This window comes from Kribbella sp. NPDC050470 (assembly GCF_044458365.1).
Taxonomy (GTDB): Bacteria; Actinomycetota; Actinomycetes; order Propionibacteriales; family Kribbellaceae; genus Kribbella.
Genome location: NZ_JBITHV010000003.1, coordinates 163,962 through 185,435, shown reverse-complemented (window position 1 = coordinate 185,435; position 21,474 = coordinate 163,962). Strand labels below are relative to the sequence as shown.

The 21,474-nt window shown below is 69.7% G+C and carries 26 protein-coding genes and 1 riboswitch; of the genes, 12 read left to right on the top strand and 14 right to left on the bottom strand.

The features are described 5' to 3' along the window. The first annotated feature begins 54 nt into the window (after nucleotides 1-54). From ACIBGM_RS09325 to ACIBGM_RS09310, 4 genes are read left to right on the top strand one after another with little or no spacing between them, the layout of a single operon-like run. Complete coding sequence (locus ACIBGM_RS09325) at nucleotides 55-750, top strand: GntR family transcriptional regulator (protein WP_360514259.1); 696 nt, start codon at nucleotides 55-57, stop codon at nucleotides 748-750. A 25-nt stretch (nucleotides 751-775) separates the two neighbouring features. After that, the gene (locus tag ACIBGM_RS09320; protein WP_396385023.1) at nucleotides 776-1,627 is read left to right on the top strand and encodes a fumarylacetoacetate hydrolase family protein; all 852 of its coding nucleotides are present in this window, start codon (nucleotides 776-778) and stop codon (nucleotides 1,625-1,627) included. A gap of 36 nt (nucleotides 1,628-1,663) precedes the next feature. Then, nucleotides 1,664-2,254, top strand: a complete 591-nt coding sequence (locus tag ACIBGM_RS09315; protein ID WP_396385022.1) for a class I SAM-dependent methyltransferase — start codon at nucleotides 1,664-1,666, stop codon at nucleotides 2,252-2,254. A 4-nt stretch (nucleotides 2,255-2,258) separates the two neighbouring features. Further along, on the top strand, nucleotides 2,259-2,636 hold the full coding sequence (locus tag ACIBGM_RS09310) for a VOC family protein (RefSeq protein ID WP_396385021.1): 378 nt from the start codon (nucleotides 2,259-2,261) through the stop codon (nucleotides 2,634-2,636). 634 nt (nucleotides 2,637-3,270) lie between these two features. Here the strand turns inward: ACIBGM_RS09310 and ACIBGM_RS09305 are convergent. The 5 genes from ACIBGM_RS09305 to ACIBGM_RS09285 all read right to left on the bottom strand — a co-directional run bounded on the left by ACIBGM_RS09305 (nucleotide 3,271) and on the right by ACIBGM_RS09285 (nucleotide 5,778). Next, nucleotides 3,271-3,654, bottom strand: a complete 384-nt coding sequence (locus tag ACIBGM_RS09305) for a hypothetical protein (protein WP_360514247.1) — start codon at nucleotides 3,652-3,654, stop codon at nucleotides 3,271-3,273. Between the two features lie 88 nt (nucleotides 3,655-3,742). Next, on the bottom strand, nucleotides 3,743-4,042 hold the full coding sequence (locus ACIBGM_RS09300; RefSeq protein WP_396385020.1) for a hypothetical protein: 300 nt from the start codon (nucleotides 4,040-4,042) through the stop codon (nucleotides 3,743-3,745). A gap of 120 nt (nucleotides 4,043-4,162) precedes the next feature. After that, on the bottom strand, nucleotides 4,163-4,711 hold the full coding sequence (locus ACIBGM_RS09295) for a histidine phosphatase family protein (protein WP_396385019.1): 549 nt from the start codon (nucleotides 4,709-4,711) through the stop codon (nucleotides 4,163-4,165). 115 nt (nucleotides 4,712-4,826) lie between these two features. Then, nucleotides 4,827-5,576 (bottom strand): CbtA family protein, encoded by a 750-nt coding sequence (locus tag ACIBGM_RS09290; RefSeq protein ID WP_396385018.1) that lies wholly within the window; start codon nucleotides 5,574-5,576, stop codon nucleotides 4,827-4,829. A gap of 4 nt (nucleotides 5,577-5,580) precedes the next feature. Beyond that, nucleotides 5,581-5,778: a CbtB-domain containing protein gene (locus ACIBGM_RS09285; protein WP_360514235.1), complete on the bottom strand. Its 198-nt coding sequence runs from the start codon at nucleotides 5,776-5,778 to the stop codon at nucleotides 5,581-5,583. A 52-nt stretch (nucleotides 5,779-5,830) separates the two neighbouring features. Continuing rightward, a riboswitch (cobalamin riboswitch) is annotated at nucleotides 5,831-5,896 on the bottom strand. Nucleotides 5,897-6,004: 108 nt separating this feature from the next. Between ACIBGM_RS09285 and ACIBGM_RS09280 the strand changes: the two genes are divergently transcribed. Beyond that, nucleotides 6,005-6,646 carry a LysE family translocator gene (locus tag ACIBGM_RS09280; RefSeq protein ID WP_396385017.1) on the top strand — a complete coding sequence of 214 codons (642 nt, stop codon included), beginning with the start codon at nucleotides 6,005-6,007 and terminating at the stop codon, nucleotides 6,644-6,646. Between the two features lie 157 nt (nucleotides 6,647-6,803). On the opposite strand, the gene ACIBGM_RS09275 is transcribed toward ACIBGM_RS09280, so the two are convergent. The 3 genes from ACIBGM_RS09275 to ACIBGM_RS09265 all read right to left on the bottom strand — a co-directional run bounded on the left by ACIBGM_RS09275 (nucleotide 6,804) and on the right by ACIBGM_RS09265 (nucleotide 9,588). Further along, nucleotides 6,804-8,177 carry an MFS transporter gene (locus tag ACIBGM_RS09275; protein WP_396385016.1) on the bottom strand — a complete coding sequence of 458 codons (1,374 nt, stop codon included), beginning with the start codon at nucleotides 8,175-8,177 and terminating at the stop codon, nucleotides 6,804-6,806. Between the two features lie 41 nt (nucleotides 8,178-8,218). Further along, nucleotides 8,219-8,587, bottom strand: coding sequence for a DUF1304 domain-containing protein (locus ACIBGM_RS09270; RefSeq protein WP_396385015.1), 369 nt, complete (start codon nucleotides 8,585-8,587; stop codon nucleotides 8,219-8,221). Nucleotides 8,588-8,682: 95 nt separating this feature from the next. Further along, nucleotides 8,683-9,588 carry a phosphotriesterase gene (locus ACIBGM_RS09265; protein ID WP_396385014.1) on the bottom strand — a complete coding sequence of 302 codons (906 nt, stop codon included), beginning with the start codon at nucleotides 9,586-9,588 and terminating at the stop codon, nucleotides 8,683-8,685. A 55-nt stretch (nucleotides 9,589-9,643) separates the two neighbouring features. Here ACIBGM_RS09265 and ACIBGM_RS09260 point away from each other — a divergent pair, with 55 nt between their 5' ends. Next, nucleotides 9,644-10,201: a CGNR zinc finger domain-containing protein gene (locus ACIBGM_RS09260; protein ID WP_360514220.1), complete on the top strand. Its 558-nt coding sequence runs from the start codon at nucleotides 9,644-9,646 to the stop codon at nucleotides 10,199-10,201. A gap of 87 nt (nucleotides 10,202-10,288) precedes the next feature. On the opposite strand, the gene ACIBGM_RS09255 is transcribed toward ACIBGM_RS09260, so the two are convergent. Further along, nucleotides 10,289-12,040, bottom strand: coding sequence for a DEAD/DEAH box helicase (locus ACIBGM_RS09255; protein WP_396385013.1), 1,752 nt, complete (start codon nucleotides 12,038-12,040; stop codon nucleotides 10,289-10,291). A 198-nt stretch (nucleotides 12,041-12,238) separates the two neighbouring features. Here ACIBGM_RS09255 and ACIBGM_RS09250 point away from each other — a divergent pair, with 198 nt between their 5' ends. After that, the gene (locus tag ACIBGM_RS09250; RefSeq protein WP_360514214.1) at nucleotides 12,239-12,751 is read left to right on the top strand and encodes a DinB family protein; all 513 of its coding nucleotides are present in this window, start codon (nucleotides 12,239-12,241) and stop codon (nucleotides 12,749-12,751) included. Between the two features lie 890 nt (nucleotides 12,752-13,641). Here ACIBGM_RS09250 and ACIBGM_RS09245 read toward each other — a convergent pair. From ACIBGM_RS09245 to ACIBGM_RS09235, 3 genes are read right to left on the bottom strand one after another with little or no spacing between them, the layout of a single operon-like run. After that, complete coding sequence (locus ACIBGM_RS09245) at nucleotides 13,642-14,310, bottom strand: TetR family transcriptional regulator (protein WP_396385012.1); 669 nt, start codon at nucleotides 14,308-14,310, stop codon at nucleotides 13,642-13,644. After that, on the bottom strand, nucleotides 14,282-14,704 hold the full coding sequence (locus ACIBGM_RS09240) for a thiol-disulfide oxidoreductase DCC family protein (protein ID WP_396385011.1): 423 nt from the start codon (nucleotides 14,702-14,704) through the stop codon (nucleotides 14,282-14,284). The genes ACIBGM_RS09245 and ACIBGM_RS09240 overlap by 29 nt, the downstream gene beginning before the upstream one ends. 2 nt (nucleotides 14,705-14,706) lie before the next feature. After that, nucleotides 14,707-15,150, bottom strand: coding sequence for a hypothetical protein (locus ACIBGM_RS09235; protein WP_360514205.1), 444 nt, complete (start codon nucleotides 15,148-15,150; stop codon nucleotides 14,707-14,709). Between the two features lie 115 nt (nucleotides 15,151-15,265). On the opposite strand from ACIBGM_RS09235, the gene ACIBGM_RS09230 reads away from it, so the two are divergent. The 3 genes from ACIBGM_RS09230 (at nucleotide 15,266) to ACIBGM_RS09220 (ending at nucleotide 18,241) form a co-directional block, all read left to right on the top strand. Continuing rightward, complete coding sequence (locus tag ACIBGM_RS09230; protein WP_360514202.1) at nucleotides 15,266-16,300, top strand: amidohydrolase family protein; 1,035 nt, start codon at nucleotides 15,266-15,268, stop codon at nucleotides 16,298-16,300. Beyond that, a complete protein-coding gene (locus ACIBGM_RS09225) occupies nucleotides 16,297-16,656 on the top strand; it encodes a nuclear transport factor 2 family protein (RefSeq protein WP_360514199.1) in 360 nt (119 codons plus the stop codon). The genes ACIBGM_RS09230 and ACIBGM_RS09225 overlap by 4 nt, the downstream gene beginning before the upstream one ends. A gap of 142 nt (nucleotides 16,657-16,798) precedes the next feature. After that, nucleotides 16,799-18,241 carry an ankyrin repeat domain-containing protein gene (locus ACIBGM_RS09220; RefSeq protein WP_396385010.1) on the top strand — a complete coding sequence of 481 codons (1,443 nt, stop codon included), beginning with the start codon at nucleotides 16,799-16,801 and terminating at the stop codon, nucleotides 18,239-18,241. On the opposite strand, the gene ACIBGM_RS09215 is transcribed toward ACIBGM_RS09220, so the two are convergent. Then, nucleotides 18,207-19,352 (bottom strand): calcium:proton antiporter, encoded by a 1,146-nt coding sequence (locus tag ACIBGM_RS09215; RefSeq protein ID WP_396385009.1) that lies wholly within the window; start codon nucleotides 19,350-19,352, stop codon nucleotides 18,207-18,209. The genes ACIBGM_RS09220 and ACIBGM_RS09215 overlap by 35 nt on opposite strands. Before the next feature lie 64 nt (nucleotides 19,353-19,416). On the opposite strand from ACIBGM_RS09215, the gene ACIBGM_RS09210 reads away from it, so the two are divergent. Beyond that, a complete protein-coding gene (locus ACIBGM_RS09210) occupies nucleotides 19,417-19,920 on the top strand; it encodes a GNAT family N-acetyltransferase (RefSeq protein WP_396385008.1) in 504 nt (167 codons plus the stop codon). Here ACIBGM_RS09210 and ACIBGM_RS09205 read toward each other — a convergent pair. Beyond that, complete coding sequence (locus tag ACIBGM_RS09205) at nucleotides 19,901-20,794, bottom strand: LysR family transcriptional regulator ArgP (RefSeq protein WP_360514187.1); 894 nt, start codon at nucleotides 20,792-20,794, stop codon at nucleotides 19,901-19,903. The genes ACIBGM_RS09210 and ACIBGM_RS09205 overlap by 20 nt on opposite strands. 73 nt (nucleotides 20,795-20,867) lie before the next feature. On the opposite strand from ACIBGM_RS09205, the gene ACIBGM_RS09200 reads away from it, so the two are divergent. Further along, nucleotides 20,868-21,464 (top strand): LysE/ArgO family amino acid transporter, encoded by a 597-nt coding sequence (locus tag ACIBGM_RS09200; RefSeq protein WP_396385007.1) that lies wholly within the window; start codon nucleotides 20,868-20,870, stop codon nucleotides 21,462-21,464. Nucleotides 21,465-21,474: the final 10 nt, after the last annotated feature.

The window sequence follows — 21,474 nt, the reverse complement described above, 5'->3', positions numbered from 1 at the left end:
CACACTGGAGCCGTCAAGTGTGGGGCAGAATGAGAGCCTCTGGGAGGAGCGACGGTGACGGATGCGCATGTGGGTCTGGCGGGGCAGCTCACGCGCCTGCCTCAGCGACAGGTGCTGAGCGACGACGTCTACGAGACGGTCAAGGGCCTGATCATGGACAGCGTGGTCGAGCCCGGCACCCGGCTGAACATCGACGCGCTGACGCGGGAGCTGGGCATCTCGCAGACCCCGATCCGGGAGTCGCTGGCCCGGCTGGAGTCCGACGGCCTGGTGATCAAGGAGCCGCTGCGCGGTTACCGGGTGTCGTCCCGGCTGACCCTGGCCGAGTTCGAGGACCTGTTCGAGTACCGGCTGCACATCGAGCCGTGGGCGGCCGGCCGCGCCGCCGAGCGGGCCGGCACCGAGGACCTGTCCCGGCTCAAGTCGGAGATGCTGAGCTACACCGACGTACCGGACCGTCCGGCGTACGAGAGCTACCGGGCGATGGCCGCGCACGACCAGCGCTTCCACGACCTCGTGCTGGAGCTGTCCGGCAACGAGACCGCGCGGCTGTCCTTTGCCCGGACACACTGCCACCTGCACCTGTTCCGGCTGTACTACGGTGGCGGGATCGCGACGAAGGCGTTGCGTGAGCACAAGGCAGTCGTGACCGCCGTCCGGAAGGGCGACCCGGGGGAAGCGGCCGACGCGATGCGGGCGCACATCGAGGCCTCCCGGGCCCGGTTGCGGCCGATGTTCGACAAAGTGTGATCCGTCCTGATCCAGGGAGATACCTGTGGAACTGCTGCGTCTCGGCGCAGTCGGCGAGGAGCGCCCGTACGTGCGCGCCGCCGACGGCACCGTTCACGACCTGAGCCCGCTCACCGCCGACATCGACGGGGCCTTCCTCGCCTCCGACGGCATCGCCCGCACCCGGGCCGCGCTGGCAGCCGGTGAGCTCCCGGTGGCCGATGTCGAGGGCCTGCGGGTCGGCGCCCCGATCGCGCGCCCGTCGGCAGTGGTCTGCATCGGCCAGAACTACGCCGCCCATGCGGCCGAGTCCGGCGCCGAGCCGCCGAAGCAGCCGATCGTCTTCTTCAAGCACCCGAACACCGTCGTCGGCCCGTACGACGAGGTGCTCGTGCCGCGCGGCTCGGCCAAGACCGACTGGGAGGTCGAGCTCGCCGTCGTGATCGGCAAGGAGGCCCGGTACGTCGAGACCGACGAGGACGCGCTCGCCTGCGTCGCCGGGTACGCGGTCTCCAACGACGTGTCCGAGCGCGCCTTCCAGATCGAGCAGTCCGGCGGCCAGTGGTCGAAGGGCAAGTGCTGCGAGACCTTCAACCCGCTCGGCCCGGCGCTGATCCCGGCCGACGAGGTCGACGACGTCCAGAACCTCGACCTGAAGTCCTTCGTGAACGGCGAGCCGCGGCAGGCCTCGAACACCCGGGACATGATCTTCTCCGTCGCGGCGCTGATCCGCGACCTGTCGCAGTACATGACGCTGAGCCCCGGCGACATCGTCAACACCGGCACCCCGGAGGGCGTCGCGTTGTCCGGCCGGTTCCCGTACCTGGCCCCCGGCGACACCATGGAGCTGGAGATCCAGGGCCTCGGCAAGCAGAAGCAGACCCTCGGCAAGGCCTGATCGAAACTGTCCCCGGCCGGCCTTAGGGTCGGCCGGGTGGACTTCCTGGATGACATCCGGACTTCGTACGACACCGTCGCGCAGTCGTACTCCGAGATCGTGCAAGACGGGCCGGCCGACGAGCCGGAGTGCCTTGACCTGTTCGCGAAGCTGGCCGTGGGACCGGTCCTCGATGTGGGGTGTGGACCGGGGAGGCTCGCCGGTCACCTGCACGAGCGCGGCCTGCAGGTGATCGGAGTCGACCTGTCCCCCGGCATGATCGAGATCGCGCGGCGCGACCATCCGGGGCCGGACTACCGAGTCGGGTCGATGACGGCCCTGGACCTGCCGGACGGCTCCGTCGGCGGCGTAATCGCTTGGTGGTCGATCATCCACCTGCCCCGCGAGGTGGTCCCGGAAGCGCTCGCGGAGTTCCACCGCGTGCTCGCCCCCGGTGGCGTCCTCACGCTGGGCTTCCACCTCGGAGACGAGTCCACCCACAAGACCTCCGGGTACGGCGGCCATCCGATGAACATCCACGTTCACCGCTGGACACCGCTCGCCCTGACCGACCTCGCGGTCGCCGCGGGCTTCACGCCGTACCTGGATGCTGTCCTCGCCGACGACCGCCTCTTCTTCCGGAAGTGATCCCATGACCTCGCGCGTGCGCACCGTCACCTTCGACACCCACGACCCGTACGAGCTGGCCGGCTTCTGGCTGAAGGTCCTGAGGGCTCCTCGGCCGGACGACGACCAACCGGGCGACCCGTCCGCCGCCGTCGTGACGGACTCGATGACGCTGCTGTTCGAGCAGAACGACGATGAGAAGGTGGTCAAGAATCGCGTTCACTTGTGCCTCGAGCCGGACGGTCCTCGCGACGAGGAAGTCGAGTGGCTGCTCACCCTGGGCGCGACGGTCGCGCACGACCGCCGCGAACCGGATGGCACGGGTTGGGTCGTCATGCTCGACCCGGAAGGCAACGAGTTCTGCGTACTCCGAAGCGCCGCCGAACGCGCCGCCACCAGCTGACCATCCCACGCGGGCTCCCACCGCGGGTGCGGGCTTCTCGCCCGGTCGACTACGCGGGGCCGGCGCCCGTCAGCCAACCAACCGCGTGAGGGGGGATTAACTGCTGACCGGCCCGGGTCGGCGATCAGCAGGAATGCGTTGGGGTGCGGCGGCCGAGCTCGCCACGACTGGGGGCCTTGCGGAGGTACTCGTGGGCTTGCACACGTTATGTCCTGCGCAAGCCCACCAAGGCAGGGGTAAGCCGCCGAGATCTGTCCCGTCACGATCGAGCAGGCCGGGCGACTGCGTTACCCCGGATGAAAGCCGGTGTGTTCTGCCGTCCGGGTTGCCGGGAGCTCGCGGGGCCATGTGATTGGCGACTACCACCGAACCGCGAGGCCGCGTCGTACACCAGCGGACGGTCGTTCTGCGGACAGCAGCCGCCGGAGGGTGGTCGATCGCTTGCGAGGAACGAGCGAGCAGGCCGGGCGACAGCCCAATTCGCGGGGCGACAACACCGCAGCTGCGGGCGGCAGCCCGCGTACCGCCGGCGGGAGCCTGGCAGAAGAAGACCGGCGCTGAGCCGGGGGTGGGTGGGAGCGCGCGTAGCAGCCGCGACGGAGGAGCGGCTGCGTAGCACGCGTGGGGCAGACTCCTACAGGTCGTCGACGTACGGCGTTTGGCCGGTGAAGGTTATGCGCCAGTCGGTGTTGCGGGCTTCTACGAGCAGGTCGTAGCCGTCGCGGCGGGCGAGTACGCGGTACTTGCCGTCCTCGGCAGGCTCGTCCTCGACCTTCCAGCCGCGGGCTTCCAGCGTCTCGGCGGCGAAGCTGATCAGCGCCTCCGGGTCCGGGGACGTCGGGTCGCCGGTCTCGACCGCGATCGTGCACACGGACTCGGGACCGCGGTCGTCGGACAGCGCACCTGGGCTCACGGGACCGACATCCTGGGTCACCGTGGGTGTCTGGTCCGGTACGACGGTCGCCGCGACCGCGAGCAGTTCCGAGCGGAGGAAATTGCGGGCCTGCGTAAGCGTCATACGGGTGGGTCCTTTCGGTGACACCAACCGTCATACACCTTGCCCGGCGATCCCCGCGACGCCAAGCCGCGATTCGCCGTACGACTGCCTACTCGGTGAACCGCGGGGTCTCCCCGGCCAGCGTCAGCCGCCACTGCCCGTCCCAGCCGTGGACAGTGATCCCGAAGCCGTGCCGGCGGGCGAGGGCCAGGTGATATCCGTCCTCGACAGGCAGGACCGTCGCTTCCCAGCCCCGCGCGGTCAGTGCGCTGCCCGCCGCGGCAACCTGGCCGGCCGGATCGATCACATCCGGGTCGCCGTTCTCCACCGTGATGGGACAGATTGTGTCCGGCCCGCTCCCGTCGAACAGCGCCTCCGGATTCACCGGGCCCGGGTCGTGCGTGACCACGGCGTCGTACCCGGCAGGTTCCGGGTACGTGCGATCAGCTGGTCAAGCCGATCGGCCTCCGTCATGGCTCCCCTCCATCCCCGCGACACTCCGCGGGGAGGAGTCAACCGCACTCGCGGGTCAGCCGAACGCGAGTGACCAGGATCCGTTGTGGAGCGAGAGGGCGACCGTCGCCAGCGGCCGGACGTCGACGTGGCGGAGCGACTCCGCGGGCGCGTCGAGGACGTACAGGACGATCGCCCGGACGACGGCGGGGTGCACGACGGCCACTGCAGTACGGCGCTCGTCGTCCTGACCGACGTCTCCGAGCCAGTCCGCGACACGGGTCAGTAGGTCGTTCTCGGTCTCGCCGCCCGGTGGCGCGGTGTGCGGTCGCTCGAGCCAGGCGGCGACCCGCTCCGGCTCGGCGGCCAGCAGGTCTTCGAGCTCGCGGCCGGACCACTCGCCGTACTCCCGATCCCGCAGCGCCGCCTCGACGACCGGGGTCAGGCCGAGAGCTTCCGCGGTGCGTACAGCGGCCACCTCCGGCCCGGCGTACACCGTGTCAGCCTCGAGCTTGAGCTCGCGGGCGGCCGACAGGCTCGCATGGTCCGGCTCGGCGTCACCCCCGAGGACGAGGCCGCGCAACGCGGGAGTCAGAGCATGCGCGACCAGCGTCAACCCGGTCATGGGGCCTCCCGGCCTGGACTGAGGAGCGGAGGGAGCGAAGCGACTGGAGTGACGAGGGAAGGCCGGGAGCCAAAGCCCCATGACCCGCCGAGCGCTGGCGAGGCATTCAACACTGTCAAGCGGCAACCACTTTCTGTCGGGACAACCGGTGGTCCACCGCGGCGGCGTACCCGAATCCGAGCAGGAGCCACAGCGTCGCCTGCGTACCGAGCGAGGCGAACCGGAACTGCCACAGCAGCGTAGCGGGGAACGACCCCGGAACCTCGTTGATCGCAGGCAGGATCAGGTACGCCGCCACGATCGTGACGAGGAAGGCACCGGCCCCGCCGGCGAGCCGCGCGAGGTCGCCGTACCGGGCGGCCCAGCGGGACGCGGCGACGCCGGCCCACACGGCGAGCAGGCCGATCACCAGCGTCAGCAGGTAGGTGACGGTACGGCGGGTGATCGTCTCGGGGTCGCCGACGGCCGGTGGGTTCGGCGGGTACTTCAGGAACGGCACCAGCGCGATCCCGACGAACCCGGCTGCGGCGAGTCCGAGAGCGGCGTACGAGTCGTTGCCGGTCCGCAGCTTGCGCCGGAGCAGGGTGTAGGCGACGGCGAAGATGCCGCCGAGGGCGACGCCGTACAAGGCGGTGGCAAGGAAGAGCCCGGCTCGCTGGCCGTCGCGGCTGACGAGCGGTTCTTCTTCGGCGGCGGACGCGGTGCCGTCGCCGTGGTCATGGGTGTGCGCGCCGGCGGCCTCCTCGATCGCGATCGCGGCATCGATGTGCGGTTCGCCCATCGTGTACGCGAAGGCTCCGGCCAGCAGGCCGGCGAAGAGTCCGACGATCAGTCCGCGCACCAGGAGCGATCCGAAGGTGCGCATCGGGCTAGTGGCAGGGCACGCCGAGCAGGTGCCGGCCGTCGTGCATCAGCTCGTGCAGGTACATGCCCGACTGCGACACGGCGCCCTGGTCGAACGCGACCAGATAGCCGAGCAGGAGCAGCAGGCCGACGCTGAGCAGCGTCACGGCGAGCAGCCGGGGTGAAAGGGCCGGTACGGCGACTGTGCGGGCAGGAGCTGCCATCTGAACCTCCTGGGGAAGTGCGCGTCCCCTTCGAAAGGCTGCTGGTGCCCGAGCGTCCTGACTCACGAGCAGTGCTCGCTCACAGTGGCGCGGCCGTGCCGGACTCTCACCGGCTTCCCTCATGGCACCGCAGGTTGTCCCAGGAACCGTAGCGGTGCGAGTCGACGGGGGTCAACGAGTGGACAAGTGAGGTGACGTTCCCCACCCCCGCCCTTAACCTGGGCAGATGCCGTCCGGTCATCATCTGGTCGCGTTCGCGATCACCGCGTTCATCATCATCGTCGTCCCCGGTCCGAGTGTGCTGTTCATCGTCGGCCGAGCGCTGGCGGTCGGGCGGCGGGAGGCGGTGCTGACGATGGTCGGCAACACCGTCGGCGCCGCGGTCCTGCTGATCGCGGTCGCGCTCGGCCTCGGCACCCTGATCGCCGCCAGCACGATCGCCCTGACCGCGGTGAAGCTCGCGGGTGCGGCGTACCTGATCTATCTCGGCGTGCAGGCGTTCCGCAGCCGGAAGTCGCTGGTCGAGGCGATGACGAGCGGGGTGAAGCCGGGCAGCAGCCGCCGGACCATGCGTCAGGGGTTCCTGGTCGGGATCACCAACGCCAAGACGGCGGTGTTCTTCGCCGCCGCGCTGCCGCAGTTCGTCGACCCGGGCGCGACCAGCCCGGCGTGGCTGCAGATCCTGATGCTCGGCCTGATCTTCATCGCGATCGCCCTCGTCTCGGACAGCGTCTGGGCGCTGGTCGCCGGCACCGCCCGCGAGTGGTTCGCCCGCTCACCACGCCGCCTCGAGCTGGTCGGCGGCACCGGCGGCCTGATGATCATCGGCCTCGGCGCCAGCATCGCTGTTACAGGGTCGAAGGAGTAGTGCCTCGTCGAGGACCGTTGGTGCCTCTAGCGGTGGTCCAGTCGTCTGCTGGCAAGGCGGAGGAGGAGAGCAATGCGGAGCATTGCGCGACGACGACAACGCCGCCAGCGGACGTCTGGGGCGCCGCTAGAGGTGCCGAACGGTTCTTGACGAGGTACTAAGTACGGCGTCCCGCCTGGACGCCGAGGAGGGCGAGCAGGGCCGGGAGGCCGAAGGCGACCAGGTAGGCGGTCGGGGCGGAGTGCGGCTCGAGTACGGCGAAGAGTGAGCCGCCGACGGCCAGGACCGTTGCGGTGGACAACGAGTCGCTGAGCTGCAGGGCCGAGCTGTTGGCGCCCTGCTCGTCGCGCTCGGAGTACTCGAGCACCAGCACCGACAGGGTTGGGAAGACCGTGCCCATGCCGAGGCCGGTGAGGCTCCAGCCGAGGATGCCGACGACGACCGGGACGCCGTCGTTCAGGGTCAGCGCAGCGGTGACGATCCCGAGCAGGATCGCGACCATACCGGCCTGCAGGAACACCGCGTGGGAGAACGGCTGGTTGGGCCGGCCGCGGTACCAGGAGGCTGCGCTCCAGCTCAGCGCGCTGACGGTCAGCACGAGTCCGGCGACGGCCGGGGACAGGCCGCGCTCCCGGGTCAGCATCAGCGGCAGGAACACCTCGGCGCCGAAGCCCGCTGCCGCGACCAGGCCTCTGAGCGCGACGACGGACGGCAGGCCGGACTTGAAGACGAAGGTGCCACTCGGCAGCAGCTTCGGGGCGAAGACGACGACACCGGCCAGACCGATGGCGAGCAGTACCAGCTGCAGTCCGCCGTGCTGCTGGCCGCCGTAGTGCAGCAGACCGACGCCGACCGCCGCTGCGACTGCCCAGAGCGCCCGCTTGTCCCAGAGCCGCCCGGACCGGGGTTCATGGGCGTCCCCGCGGGCCAGACCCGGCCGCATCACGAGAGCCGCCGGGATCGCGATCGCCGGTACGGCGAGGAACACGATCCGCCAGTTGGTGTGCTCGACGATCAGACCGGCGATCGCAGGGCCGACCAGCGACGGCACGACCCAACCGGTGGCGAACGCGGCGAAGATGCGGGGCCTCAGCTGGGCCGGGTACAGGTGTCCGACCACGACGTACAGGGCGACCGTCAGCAGGCCGGATCCGAAGCCTTGGATGACGCGCCCGACGACCAGCACCTCCATCGTCGGAGCGAGGCCTGCGATGACCAGACCCGCCAGGAACCAGGCCGTCCCGTGCCAGAGCGGCCGGGTCGGGCCCTTCAGGTCACTCCAGGTGCCGGAGATGACCATCGCGACCACGCCGGATGCGAGCGGGCCGCCGAACGCGAGGGCGTAGAGGTAGAGCCCGTCGAGCGCTTGGGCGACCGTCGGCATGGCGGTGGTGACGGCCAGCGACTCGAACGCGACCAGGGTGATCAGCGCGACCATCCCGATGGTCAGCGCCCGGTACTGCGGCGAGAGCACACCACCGGTCGTGGGTGGGGCTTCAGTGCTGGTCGGGTCCGCGGCTGTCGTGGTCATGCCGAGAACCCTCGGACATCAAGTGCACTTTAAGTCAACTGTCAAAGCACAGCGGCGAGCACGAGCGCCAGGATCGGCGGGACGGCCTGTGCGGCGGCAGCGCGCACCATCCGGCGGTCGGAGGCGATCAGGACGAGGCCGGCGCCCGCCATGCACGCGCAGCTGAACAGCGCGATCGCGTGCCCCTCGTCACCGCCGAAGATCAACCCACCGAGCGCGCCGAGGGCCAGGAACAGGTTGTAGAAGCCCTGGTTGAACGCCCACGGCGCCGCGACCGCGGCCTCCACGTCGTCCTTGACCAGGAACCGCCGATACGTGCTCGGCTTGCGGAACAGCAGGCTCTCCATCGCGAACACCGCCAGATGGAACACACCCGCCAGTACGACGAACACCTGCGCGATCAGACTCATCCACGTCCTCGCTTCGCTCCGGGCGCGGATGAGGCACAAGACGCGCTGTGTTGGATTGTGACCTCGCTTCGCTCGCTCACGAGCGAACCGTACTCTCAGCCGCGCCACGCGACCGCGAAGGCGCGCGCGGGGTTGGTCCGGAAGATCGCCTCCGCCACGCCCTTGCCCAACTGCCGTTCGATCCGCGGGCGGAGGTGAGTGAGCAGGTGCGGCATGCCGGGGCCCTCGCCGGTCGCAGCCCGCGCCCGCGCGGTCGTGGTGTCCCCGCCGAGCAGCAGTCGGTCGCCGTACCCGCTGTCGACGAGTGTGGCGAGGCACTCGATCAGCCACGGGTCGGTCGCGTGGTTCGCCCGCGACGGCCCGTCGAACGCCAGCCACGCGCCACGCTCGGCCAGCTCCCGGTGCGCCCGGTGATCAGGCGACCGGTTGAGATGCCCGAGGATCACACTCGACGGCGGTACGGCGAGCTCGTCGACCAGCAGATCCAGTACGGCGTCCGCCGCGGAGCCGTGCTCGTGATGGACCGCGATCGGCGCTCCGGTGACGTGATGCGCCTCGGCCGCGGCCCTCATCACGGTCTGCGCGTGGTGGTCCAGAACATGAAATCCGCCGGCCACCTTGATCAAACCGGCCCGGACCGAACTGTTGCCGATGCCAACGGTCAGCTCACGCGTGAAGACCTCCGCCAACCGATCGCGTAGTCCGTCGACGAACCCCGCCGGATAGTGCTCGGGGCGATGTAGCCCGGTGGCCGCGACGATCGAAACCCCTGCATTCCTTGAGATCCCGGGTAGCTCGTCGGCGCGTCGGCCCAGCCCGTGCGGCGTCCACTGCACAATCGCCTCACCACCCGCTGCGGCGAAGTCCTGCACCTCGGCCAGCGCCGCCTTCGCATCGTCCAACTCCTGCCCGGGCAACACGACCGAACGGAAGAACAGGTGGTCGTGCGAGTCGCAGACGCCGAGCTCGCCGGGAGCGCGATCGCCCAGGACGGTCCTCACGGTTGTAACGGTTGACACGTTACCAACGTAACGGTCGGAGCGTTACGATGTCCAGGTGGCTGATCGGATGGACTTTCGGTTCGACCTGGGCGCGACCTGGCTTAATCTCCTGGCGACACGCGGTACGCACTTCGGCGAACACCCGGTGGAGCGGATGCCGACCGTCGAGCGGTTCGCGGAGTGGCTCGATCGGGTCGAACTGCGGCCGACACGAAAGGTCACCGCCGAGGACCTGGCGTCAGCGCACGAGTTGCGCGAGACGCTGCGCCCCATCGCACTGGCGACGGTCGACGGCGTACGACCGAGTCCGGCAGATGTGAAAGCGCTCGGCCGTTTCCTCGATGCCGATCCGCTCCAGCTGAAGGTCACCGACCGGCTGACGCGCAGCCGCCCCACGACCGCGACCGAATCCCTCAGCCGAATCGCCCGTCAGGCCGCAGATCACCTGACCGGCCCCGAGCGGCACTTCCTCGCAGCGTGCCCCGAGCAAGACTGCCGAGGCGTCTTCAGCGACCCCTCCGGCCGCCGCCGCTGGTGCCCCAACCCAACCTGCGCCACCCGAGGCCGAGTCCGGGCCCACCGAGCCCGAAAAGCCCGGTCAGACAACGCCTGACCGGGCCTCTCCAAGCTGCGACCGACGGCCCTGCGACCGCGGGTCCGAATCTTCAGATCCGCGGATCGCCGGGTCAGCGACGATCGGTCAGCGGCTGCGGCGGGATGTGCCGGTGCGGGTGCCGGCGGAGAAGGCGGCGGCGCCGGCGGTGCGCGGGGTGGAGCCCGGCGTGCTGGTGCTGTACGTCTTCGGAGTGCTCGCGGACTTGGAGCGACCGCGACCCCGCGCCGATCCACCAGACTTCGCCCCGTCAGCAGGCCGCTGACCGCCCGACCGCTGGCCGGTCGCCGACCGCTGGCCCGTCGCCGACCGCTGGCCCGTCGCCGGCTGCGAGCTGCGCCGACGGCGGTTGCCTCGGCCTGACGTGCTGCCGGTAGAGGCGACGCGCTCCGGGGCATTGAGTTGCGGCTCGACGAAGGTGCGCTCACCTGGAGCCAGCTCAGTGAGGAGCGGGTCACCGGCGGTGAGCTTGGTGACCGTCGGGGCGATCCCGGCCTTGCGGGTGAGGTCGCGGACATCGCGGACCTGGTCGTCCGTCATCAGCGTGACGACCGTACCCTCGGCTCCCGCGCGGGCCGTGCGACCCGAACGGTGCAGGTATGCCTTGTGCTCGATCGGCGGATCCGCGTGGATCACCAGCGCGACATCGTCGACGTGGATACCGCGGGCCGCGATGTCGGTCGCGACGAGCGTCTTCGCCGTACCGTTGCCGAAGGCCTCGAGGTTCCTGGTCCGGGCGCCCTGGGACAGGTTGCCGTGCAGCTCGACGGCCGGGACGCCCTGGGCGATCAGCTTCTTCGTCAGCGCCTTGGCGCCGTACTTGGTCCGGGTGAACACGAGCGACCGGCCCGGTGCCGCGGTCAGGTCGACCAGCACCGGCAGCCGGGAGTCGGACTGCACGTGCAGCACGTGGTGGGTCATCTTTGCGACCGGCGACTGCGCCGAGTCGACGCTGTGCGTGACCGGGTCGGTCATGAACCGCTGCACGAGTACGTCGACGCCGGCATCCAGCGTGGCCGAGAACAGCAGCCGCTGGGCGTCGGCCGGGGTCGCCTCGAGGATCCGCCGCACGGCGGGGAGGAAGCCGAGGTCGGCCATGTGGTCGGCCTCGTCGAGCACGGTGATCTCGACACCGTCGAGCTTCACGTGACCGGCCTGCAGGTGGTCCTCGAGCCGGCCCGGGCAGGCGACGACGATGTCGGCGCCCTTGCGCAGGCCGGTGATCTGCGGACCGTGGCCGACGCCACCGAAGATCGTCATCGTGCGCAGCCCGAACGCGTCGGTCAGCGGCGTGATCGACGCCTGGATCTGGGTCGCCAGCTCACGGGTCGGCGCCAGGATCAGCGCCCGCGGGTGATGCGGCCGGCGCTTGGCGCCGCTCGCAGCGAGGCGGGCGATCACCGGCAACACGAACGCGTACGTCTTGCCGGAGCCGGTCCGCCCGCGACCGAGCACGTCCTTGCCGGCCAGCGAGTCCGGCAGCGTCGCCGCCTGGATCGGGAACGGCTTGGACACACCGGCCGCGGACAACGCGTTCACCAACGGACCCGGTACGCCGAGATCGGCGAACGTGAGGTTGTCGGGGACAACGAACTCGGCGACGTCGTCGTACGTGTCCAGGTCTGCAGTGTTGTTGCTGTTGACAACCTTCGGCTGCCGGTCGCCGCGGCGGCGCTGCCGGCCGCGGCTCGGGCGCTCCTGGTTGCCGTCCGCTGCTGCGGTGGTTGCGGGCGCACCTGCACCGTCGGGGCGGGCGCCGGAGCGGCGCCGGCGACGCGGACGGGAGGTGGAAGTGGATTGGGCTTGCGTGGATGTGGACGTGGGGCGGCTGGCCGCCATGTAGTGCTCCAAAAGTCGGGGGGTCGTCCTGCCCGGCGCGGCTCCGGCCGCGGCGCGTGGTAGTCGACTGCTGGCGCAGTGTGTTTGCGCTCACCGGCCCGAGGCAGAACTGGGCGGGCCGTCTTCGCCAGTCTACGGCACCAGGGGGCACGCGCACGTGAGTTGTCGACAGGAGGTCCGTCACATAGGTTCAGGCGCGTGACTACGGCTGACTCCCGGGTGATCCCGGCCAAGGTCGGGGGCGAACGCGAGCTCCTGCAGGGTTTCCTCGACTTCCACCGCGGCACACTGCTCTGGAAGCTGTCCGGCCTGACCGGCGAACAACTCGTCCAGCGCACGGTCGAGCCGTCGAGCATGTCGCTGATCGGACTCGTCCGCCACCTGACCGAGGTCGAGCGCTACTGGTACCAGCGCTGCCTCGCGGGGCAGGAGGTGCAGCACAAGTTCTGGAGCAACGAGTACCCGGACGGTGACTTCGACCTCGTCGACCCCGCCCAGGCCGAGGAGGACCTGGCCGGCTACCAGGACATCGTGAAGATCTCCGACGGGATCATCGCCGAGTACGACCTCGACCACACCTTCATCCGCCCGCGGCCCCGCGGCGAGTACTCGGTGCGCTACCTCCTCCTCCACATGATCGAGGAGTACGCCCGCCACAACGGCCACGCCGACCTCCTCCGCGAACGAATCGACGGGCTGACGGGGGAGTAGATCTCCCCCACGCGTGCTACGCAGCCACTCCTCCGTCACGGCCGCTACGCGCGCTCCCACCCACCCGGTTGTTACTTGCGGGCTGCCGCCCGCGATTGAGGGCTTGGTTGGTGGACGTCCGCAGGACAGCCGCCCGTCAAGGCGACTGCTTGGTCGGTGGGCGATCCGCAGGACGACTGCCCGTCACGGCGACTGCTTGATCGGTCCCCGTCCGCAAGACGACTGCCTGCCACGGCGACTGCTGGTCGGTGCCGTCCGCAAGACGACTGCCCGTCACGGCGACTGATTGGACGGGGTGCTGTCCGCGGGACGAGTCGGCCGCTGTAGGTGCATGGTCGGGCGCTGTCGGTGAGACGGCTGCTCGCCCGGAGGTAGGCGTACAAGCGCCGACCTGCGGCTGGCTGGAGTCGGAGGCGTCATGCCCCTTCTGGGTGCTCGCACAGGAGGTAGCGGTTCTCCTGGCTGATGCGTGGGTCGGCTTGGTCCCCAGAACGCCGCCGGTGGGATCGAAGGCACGGTTCCCTCGTCTCGGCCGTGCCACTCCGGTCACTCCCTCGAACTGGATCCCGTGCTGCGGACCGCCAGGCCATCACAATCAACACCTACATCCGACGCCCAGCCTGGCACCGCCGACGGCAGCCGATTGTGATGGCCCAGCGGTCCGGCTTCCCAGGCAGTCGCCGTGACGGGCAGTCGTGGTGCGGACGGGCGCTGGTCGTGCGGTCGAACGCGGCGGCAGCCGCGGATCGCGGGCGGCAGGCCGCACGTGTTGGGTGGGAGCGCGGAGCGGGCGCGGTGGAGGAGCGGGGGCGGCAGCCGCACGTGTTTGGGTGGGAGCGCGCAGTGGGGAAGCGGCCGCGTAGGGCGCGCGGGTCGGACGCAGGTGTGGGTCAGGTTTTGAGGGTGCGGATTAGGGCGGTGAGGTCGTTGACTACGCCGCGGACGCCGGGGAGGCGGGTTAGGCGGAGTAGGCGGTCTACCAAAGGGACCGAGCGGTCGATCAGGGACTTGGTTCGGCGTAGGTGGGGGCTGTCATCGTGGACCCAGAAGAGGACTATGCCCATCTGCATCAGCCACAGGAGCTCGGGGAGCTCGGCCTTCAGGTCGGCGGGGAGTTTGAGGTCGGAGCCGTCGACGACCTGGCGGAAGATCTCGACGCTCGCCTCGCGGGCCGGGCGGGACTGGTCGCTGAACGGTGACAGTGGGCTCTTCGGCTCGGCTGCAGTCTTGAAGAAGGTCCCGGCGAACTCGTGGTACGGCGCCGCGACCTCCAGCCAGGTCCGCAGTACGCCGGTCAGTCGCGGCACGAACGCCTTCTCCGTGGCCAGGATCGAGGCGACCGCTTCCCGGTGCTGGTCCTGCAGGTGGTCGTAGTACGCCTGCATCAGGTGTTCTTTGGAGCTGTAGTAGTAGTACGCGTTGCCGACCGACACCCCCGCCTCGGTGGCAATCGCACGCATCGTGGTCTTGCCATACCCCTGCTCGCGGAACAGCCGCAGCGCGGTGGACAGGATCAGCTCCCGGGTCTGCTCACCCTTCAACGTCGCACGTTCCGTCACATCGGTCAGCGTAGTCACCTCCCTCCCGAACACTGGTCCAGCTCCGCAGACCGGCGGCCGCCTGCACCATCGCCCGCGCCACCGGTCGCATCGCCGGGTGCGCCAGTCGTACGGCGGTGTGCCTGTGCTCCCACGTTGTCCACAGGCACACGATCCACGCGCGGTCGCCGACGTACACGGACCCGTCGTCGGCGACCACCGTCACCTCCCGCAGCGTGGCCGCGTGGTCCAGGCCGGGGTAGAGCGCCCGCGCGTCCGCCGACCCCGCCGCGACGAACCGCAGGTGCACTACCCCTCCATCCCCGTTCGGCGCCGGCCGCTGCGCCGCCAGCCACGCTCTGAACCGGCGGCACAGCCCGCACTGCTCGTCGTACAGGACGGTCAGCTCACGCATGGTCAGTAACCGAAGCGCGGCGGAGGCTCGGTGCCGGTCAGCGCTCCGGCCGGGCCTCCGGGCGGGAGGACGTCGTTCGGCGGCACCGGCGGGTTGGTCATCTCGTCGATCCGGCTGCGGCGACGGATCGCGTTGAAGACCCAGACGTTCGTCAGGTGCAGCCCGCCGAGCACGAGCATCACGATGCCGAGCTTCACGCTCAGCTGCTCGAACACCCCCCGCGCGTCCAGCACGGCGTTGTCGGTGCGCAGGAACAGCGTCACGAAGCCGAGGTTCACCAGGTAGAACCCGACCACGAGCAGCCGGTTCACCGCGTCGGCGAAGTCCTCGTTGCCGTGGAACACGTCGACCAGGAAGATCCGCCCGTTCCGGCTCAGCGTGCGCGCCACCCAGACGATCAGCGGCACTGAGATCACCAGGTACAGCAGGTACGTCGTCACGGTCATGCCGATCACCATCCTCACTTTTGAACACGTTCAAGTAGAACGTAGCGCCAGCTTTTGAACATGTTCAAGTAGGACGGTACGTGAGCTGGGTCTCCTGCTGGGGCAGGATGGCGGGATGACGACCTGGGTCTTCGAGGGGACGGTCCTGCCGGCCGGCGACATTGCCCGGCTCGTGCTCGGGGCCGGTGACAACGACGTGCTGCCCGGGCGGTTCGCCGTACCGGGGCTGGTGGACTCGCACTGCCACCTGACCATGGGGCCCGGCGACCACGGGCCGGCGATGTTCGGCGCGGACTTCGCGAACGAGCGGCTCGGCGAGCTGGCCAACGCCGGGGTGAGCGCGCTCCGGGACGTCGGCGGCAACCGCGAGGTGACCCTCAAGCTGGCCACGACCGAGGACGACAGCCGTCCGTTCGTGCTCGCGGCCGGCCGATTCCTCGCCCCGCAGGGTCGCTACTTTCCGGGGATGTACGACCCCGTCGCCCCGGAGGACCTGCTCGCCGCGGTCGAGGCCGAGATCGCGAACGGCGCAACCTGGCTGAAGCTCGTCGCCGACTTCCCGGAGGTCGGCCCGGACGGCCCGATCCGCGGCAGCGAGGTGGCACAGACCTACCCGACCGACGTCATTCAGGCGATGGTCGACCTCGCGCACTCACGGGGTGCGCGCGTCGCGGCGCACACGAACACGCCGATCGTCAGCGACCTGGTCCGGGTCGGCATCGACTCGATCGAGCACGGAACGTCGCTCACCGAGCAGGACCTGGAGACCCTCGGCGCCCGCGGTGGCGCCTGGACGCCGACCCTCTGCGCCTCGGTCGGCGAGATCCCGAACGCCACTCCGGAGCAGGAGTCGCGGCGCCAGGCCCGGTCGGAGTACCTCGCCTCGGTGCTCCCACTCGCCGACCGGTACGGCGTCCATGTCCTGACCGGATCCGATGTCGTCGGCTCGGTGGCCGGCGAGGTGGCCCTGCTCGTGAAGCACGGGCTGACCGTGGACCAGGCGCTGGCCGCCGCGTCGACGAGCGCGCAGGAGTATCTCGGCCTCCGCGGCGACGGCAACCTCGTCACGTACGACGCCGATCCGCGCGAGCACCCCGCCGTACTCGCGAACCCGGCGGCCGTCGTCCTCAACCACCGGCGGATCGCGTGAAGGAGAAGGACCTGGACCGGTGGGTCGCGAAGTACCGGAAGGCCTGGGAGTCGAACGATCCGGCCGACATCGCGGCGCTGTGGACCGAGGACGCCGCCTGGTACCGGCGTCCGGACGAGGAGCCGGTGCTCGGCCGGGACGCGATCGTGACGGCCTGGCTGGAGGTGGCGGACGCGCCGGGTGAGACGACGTTCGAGTACGACGTGCTCGGCTTCGGCGACGGGGTCGGGTTCGTCCGCGGCTGGACGACGTACCTGACCGAGCCGCCGGCCGAGTTCAGCAACCTGTGGGTGATCCGCCTCGACAAGGACCGCGCGCACGAGTTCACCGAGTGGTGGATGGAACGGCCGCTCTGAGCTAGCCTTCCGGGTAGGCGCTCAGGGCGCCACCGGTCCGCGGGAAGGGCTCAGCCCACCTGATCACGGAGTTGTGCGGTTGATGTTCACCTCCTTTCTCGCCTGACGACGCGGACAGCAGGCTCGTAGAGAGGAGGTCGCGATGCCGACCCGGAATCTCCCGAACGACCCGCACCTGGACCACCTGCGCAAGCAGGCCAAGCAGCTCCTCAAGCAGGTCCGTGCCGACGACCCCGACGCAGTCGCCCTCGCCGCCGAGTTCCACCCGGTGCAGACGCTGGCCGACGCGCAACTGGTGATCGCCCGGAGCTACGGTTTCCCCAGTTGGCCGCGGATCGTGCGGCATCTCGAGCTGGTCGACCGGTACAGCCGGTCTCCGCATCGGCAGTCGATCGGCGGCCCGCTCGAGACGCCCGAGCAGCGCGCAGACGAGTTCCTCCGGCTGGCGACCCTGCACTACGGTCAGAACGACCCGGCCCGGCAGCACTCCGCGCAGCAGCTTCTCGAGCGCTTCCCGGACATTGCCTTGAGCAACATCTACACCAAGGTCGTGGCCGGCGAGCTGGACGCAGTACGCGCGGAGCTTCCGCGGCAGGCACGCGCAGAGGGCGGACCGTACCGGTGGGAACCGTTGCTGTACCTGGCCTACAGCCGCCTGGACGCGCCCCATCAGGTGGAGATCGCCCGCCTGCTGCTCGAACACGGCGCGGACCCGAACGCGGGCTACCTATGGCAAGGCATGCCGTCACCCTTCACCGCCCTGACCGGCGTCTTCGGCCGTGGTGAAGGCGATCAGCCGCCGCATCGCGACCGGGTCGAGCTCGCGCGACTGCTCCTCGACGCCGGCGCCGACCCGAACGACAGCCAGACCATGTACAACTGCGGTCCCGGTGCTCCTCCGCCGTACGACGACATGCACTTGGAGCTCCTGCTCGAGTACGGGCTCGGACGCGGCGACGGCGGTCCGTGGCATGAGCGGATGACCGCTGCGCACCCGACACCACAGCAGCTCCTGGAGGACGAGCTGGTGTTCGCCTCCTCAGAAGGTTTGCTGCACCGCGTCGAGCTGGTGCTTGCCCAAGGCACTGATCCGGAGGGACGCGGGACCGAGCACCCGGTGTTCTGCGGACACCGAGCCTACGAACTGGCCGCCGTCCAAGGGCACGCCGAGATCGCCGAGCTCCTCCGCGCTGCCGGCGCGGCGCCGCTCGATGAAGTCCACCAGGTGTTCGCGGCGATCATGCGTGGTGAGACGCCGGACGTCAGCCCCGAGCTCGCCGCGCGTGCCGTCGCCCGCAACCCCTACCTCCCGATCCGGGCCGGCGAGATCGGCCGGACGGAAGCCCTCACACCGTTGAAGAACCTGGGCTTCGACCTGAACATCATGGGCGGGTCCGCAGCGATCCACCAGGCCGCGCTCTACGGACACCTCGACACCGTGAAGAAGCTCATCGAGCTAGGCGCCGACCCCGAGCAACGCGATCCGTCGTACGGCGGGAACGCGCTCGGCTGGGCCGATCACAACCACCAGCAGGCGGTGATCGACTACCTCAAGGGCTTACCGCAAGGAACAGGAACGCGCTGAAAACCATCAGGTGTACGGCACCCTGCAGCAACGTCGCGCGTCCGGTGGCCAGTGTCAGGATGCCGGTCACCACGGTCAGCGCGAACAGCACCATCTCCTTGCCACCCAGCCCGAGCACCAGCGGTCCGTCGAGCCAGATGGACGCGATCGCGATGGCCGGGATGGTGAGGCCGATGCTGGCGAGCGCCGACCCGAGCGCGAGGTTCACGCTGGTCTGGAGGCGGTTCCGCAGGGCTGCCCGCACTGCGGCAACCGTCTCCGGCAGCAGCACGAGCAGCGCGATGAGGACGCCGACCACCGCGAGCGGCGCGCCGGCCGACTCGACCGCGGACTCGAGCCTCGGCGAGACCGTCTTGGCCAGTCCGACCACCGAGATCAGGCAGACGAAGAGCAGGCTCAGGCTGAGCAGCGCGGTCTTGCTGCTCGGCGCGACCGCGTGCTCGTCCTGGTCCTCCTCGTCGACCACGGCCGGTGCCTCGACATCGCGGTGTCGCTGGACTTCCGGCGTACCGGCGAGGACCGGCAGGAAGTAGTCGCGGTGCCGGACGGTCTGGACGAAGACGAAGACGCCGTACATCACCAGGGAGACGACACCGGCGAAGGCGAGCTGGGCCGGGCTGAACTGCGGGCCCGGCGCGCTGGTCGTGAACGTCGGCAGCACCAGGCTGAGCGTGACGAGCGCGGTCATCACGGCCAGGGCGCCGCTGGACGCCCGGACGCGGAACTCCTGCACGTGGTGGCGCAGCGAGCCGACGACGAGGGACAAGCCGAGGATGCCGTTGCAGGTGATCATCACCGCGGCGAACACCGTGTCCCGCGCCAGTGACGACGCCTTGTCGCCGCCGGACGCCATCAGCGTCACGATCAGCGCGACCTCGATGATGGTCACGGCGAGCGCGAGGATCAGCGTGCCGTACGGTTCGCCGACGCGGTGCGCGACGACCTCGGCGTGGTGGACGGCCGCGATCACAGCGGCGCCGAGCCCGGCGCAGACCAGGATCAGCAGGATGGCGCCCAGGTCGCGTCCCCAGGACAGCAACAGCACGAGGAAGGCCAACGGGGGCACGGCCAGACTCCAGCGTGGGAGCCCTTGGAGCACGGTTCTTGTCATCCTCAGACAGTCTATCGGGAATGTTGTTGGCATCCTGGGCTTCTCGGGTGATGCTTCTCGCACTATGTCAGTACAGATCAGGAATGCCACACCGGCCGACTGGGCGGCGATCTGGCCGTTCTTCCACGACATCGTCACCGCGCAGGAGACGTACGCCTACGACCCGGACCTCACCGAGGAGCAGGCGGAGGCGCTCTGGATGTCACCGTCCAAGGACCCGCTCAGCCGGACCACGGTCGCGGTCGATGCCGACGGCACCGTTCTGGGCAGCGCCAACATGTACCCGAACCGGCCGGGTCCGGGATCCCACGTCGCGAGCGCGAGCTTCATGGTCGGCTCGGCGGCCCGCGGCAAGGGTGTCGGGCGGCTGCTCTGCGCGGACATGATCGACTGGGCCCAGCAATCAGGCTTCCGGTCGATCCAGTTCAACGCGGTCGTCGAGACCAACGCGGCTGCCGTGCACCTGTGGCAGGACCTGGGCTTCACCATCATCGGCACCGTCCCCGAGGCGTTTCACCACCCCAAGCACGGGTACGTCGGCCTGCACGTCATGCACCGCCCGCTCTGAGCCCCACCGCGGCGGCGCGCAGCACTGCGGCGGTCAGCGCGTCCAGGACGCTGGACTGGAGCTTCCAGTGCTGCCAGTACAGCGGGACGTCTATGTACTTGCCCGGAGCAACATCCACCAGGCGGCCGGCGGCCAGGTCGGGTTCGGCGACCTCGTCCTCGATCATGCCCCAGCCGAGGCCGATCCGGACGGCCTGGTGGAACGCGCCAGGCGCCGGCACCGCGTGCGTCGGCGGGTCGAGCTTGCGCCTGGTGACCTTGCGGATCAGCCGGTGCTGCAGCAGGTCCTTGGTGTTGAACACGATCATCGGCGCCTCGGCCAGCGCGTCCGGCAACGGCTTCCCGGCCAGCCACCGCTCGGCGAACGCGGGCGTGGCGACCGGCAGGTACCGCATCTTCCCCAGCGGTACGACGCGACAGCCCTGCACCGGCCGTGGATCGCCGGTCACTGCGGCGAGGACTGTGCCGTTGCGCAGGAACTCCGCGGAGTGCTCCTCGTCCTCCTGATGGACGACGAACCGCGCCGCGTGCTGCTCGGACAGGTCGAGCATCGCGGGCAGGAACCAGTTGTTCAGCGAGTCCGCGTTCACCGCGATCGGCAAGCGAAGCGTGTCAACCTTGCCACGGACCGCAGCGATCGCCTCCAGTTCCAGCAGCGAGACCTGCCTGGCCAACCGGAGCAGGGCTTCGCCCGCCTCGGTGGGTTTGGCCGGCTTGGCCCGCATCACGACGACCTGGCCGAGTCGGCTCTCCAGTGCCTTGATCCGCTGGCTGACGGCCGAGGGCGTGATGTTCAGACGGCGTGCGGCCGCGTCGAAGCTGCCTTCGTCGACCACGGCCGCGAACGTGTCGAGCTGTGCGGAGTCGATCTGCATGATGAAGCCATGCTAATGCCCCTTCAGAATCTTTAGCTGGTTTGATGGCGATCGGCTACCTACCGTCGTAGGCATGCCCCTCCTTGCCGGTTTTGCCACGACGTTGTCCCTGATCGTCGCGATCGGAGCGCAGAACGCCTTCGTGCTGCGCCAGGGCCTGCGCCGCGAGCACGTGCTGCCGGTGGTGCTGGTCTGCGCCCTGTCCGACGCACTCCTCATCTCCAGCGGCATCGCCGGCCTCGGCGCGCTGCTCACCCGCAGCGAGCTCGCACTCGACATAGCCAAGTACGGCGGCGCCGCTTTCCTCTTCGTGTACGCCGCCTTCGCCGCGAAGCGCGCGCTCAACCCCGGCGCGATCAGCCCGGCCGACCACGCCCCCACGGCCCTGCGCAGCGTGTTGCTGACCTGCCTCGGCTTCACCTATCTCAACCCGCACGTGTATCTCGACACCGTCGTACTGCTGGGATCGCTGGCCAACCAGCGCGGAGCGGACGGCCGCTGGATCTACGGCATCGGCGCGGTCACCGCGTCGTTCACGTGGTTCTTCGCACTCGGATTCTTCGCCCGCAAGCTCACGCCGCTGTTCGCCCGCCCGCGCGCCTGGCAGGTCCTCGACTCGACCATCGCCGTACTGATGGCCGGCCTGGCCACCTGGATGCTCCTCGACTGACCGAGACTGT

Coding starts and splice junctions, on each gene's coding strand:
- ACIBGM_RS09290 (WP_396385018.1), bottom strand. CDS start 5,576: ATGCGCACCTTCGGATCGCTCCTGGTGCGCGGACTGATCGTCGGACTC.
- ACIBGM_RS09270 (WP_396385015.1), bottom strand. CDS start 8,587: ATGAGTCTGATCGCGCAGGTGTTCGTCGTACTGGCGGGTGTGTTCCAT.
- ACIBGM_RS09210 (WP_396385008.1), top strand. CDS start 19,417: ATGTCAGTACAGATCAGGAATGCCACACCGGCCGACTGGGCGGCGATC.
- ACIBGM_RS09230 (WP_360514202.1), top strand. CDS start 15,266: ATGACGACCTGGGTCTTCGAGGGGACGGTCCTGCCGGCCGGCGACATT.
- ACIBGM_RS09215 (WP_396385009.1), bottom strand. CDS start 19,352: ATGACAAGAACCGTGCTCCAAGGGCTCCCACGCTGGAGTCTGGCCGTG.
- ACIBGM_RS09285 (WP_360514235.1), bottom strand. CDS start 5,778: ATGGCAGCTCCTGCCCGCACAGTCGCCGTACCGGCCCTTTCACCCCGG.
- ACIBGM_RS09240 (WP_396385011.1), bottom strand. CDS start 14,704: ATGCGTGAGCTGACCGTCCTGTACGACGAGCAGTGCGGGCTGTGCCGC.
- ACIBGM_RS09200 (WP_396385007.1), top strand. CDS start 20,868: ATGCCCCTCCTTGCCGGTTTTGCCACGACGTTGTCCCTGATCGTCGCG.
- ACIBGM_RS09205 (WP_360514187.1), bottom strand. CDS start 20,794: ATGCAGATCGACTCCGCACAGCTCGACACGTTCGCGGCCGTGGTCGAC.
- ACIBGM_RS09275 (WP_396385016.1), bottom strand. CDS start 8,177: ATGACCACGACAGCCGCGGACCCGACCAGCACTGAAGCCCCACCCACG.
- ACIBGM_RS09235 (WP_360514205.1), bottom strand. CDS start 15,150: ATGACCGTGACGACGTACCTGCTGTACCTGGTGATCTCAGTGCCGCTG.
- ACIBGM_RS09255 (WP_396385013.1), bottom strand. CDS start 12,040: ATGGCGGCCAGCCGCCCCACGTCCACATCCACGCAAGCCCAATCCACT.
- ACIBGM_RS09220 (WP_396385010.1), top strand. CDS start 16,799: ATGCCGACCCGGAATCTCCCGAACGACCCGCACCTGGACCACCTGCGC.
- ACIBGM_RS09310 (WP_396385021.1), top strand. CDS start 2,259: ATGACCTCGCGCGTGCGCACCGTCACCTTCGACACCCACGACCCGTAC.
- ACIBGM_RS09280 (WP_396385017.1), top strand. CDS start 6,005: ATGCCGTCCGGTCATCATCTGGTCGCGTTCGCGATCACCGCGTTCATC.
- ACIBGM_RS09295 (WP_396385019.1), bottom strand. CDS start 4,711: ATGACCGGGTTGACGCTGGTCGCGCATGCTCTGACTCCCGCGTTGCGC.
- ACIBGM_RS09305 (WP_360514247.1), bottom strand. CDS start 3,654: ATGACGCTTACGCAGGCCCGCAATTTCCTCCGCTCGGAACTGCTCGCG.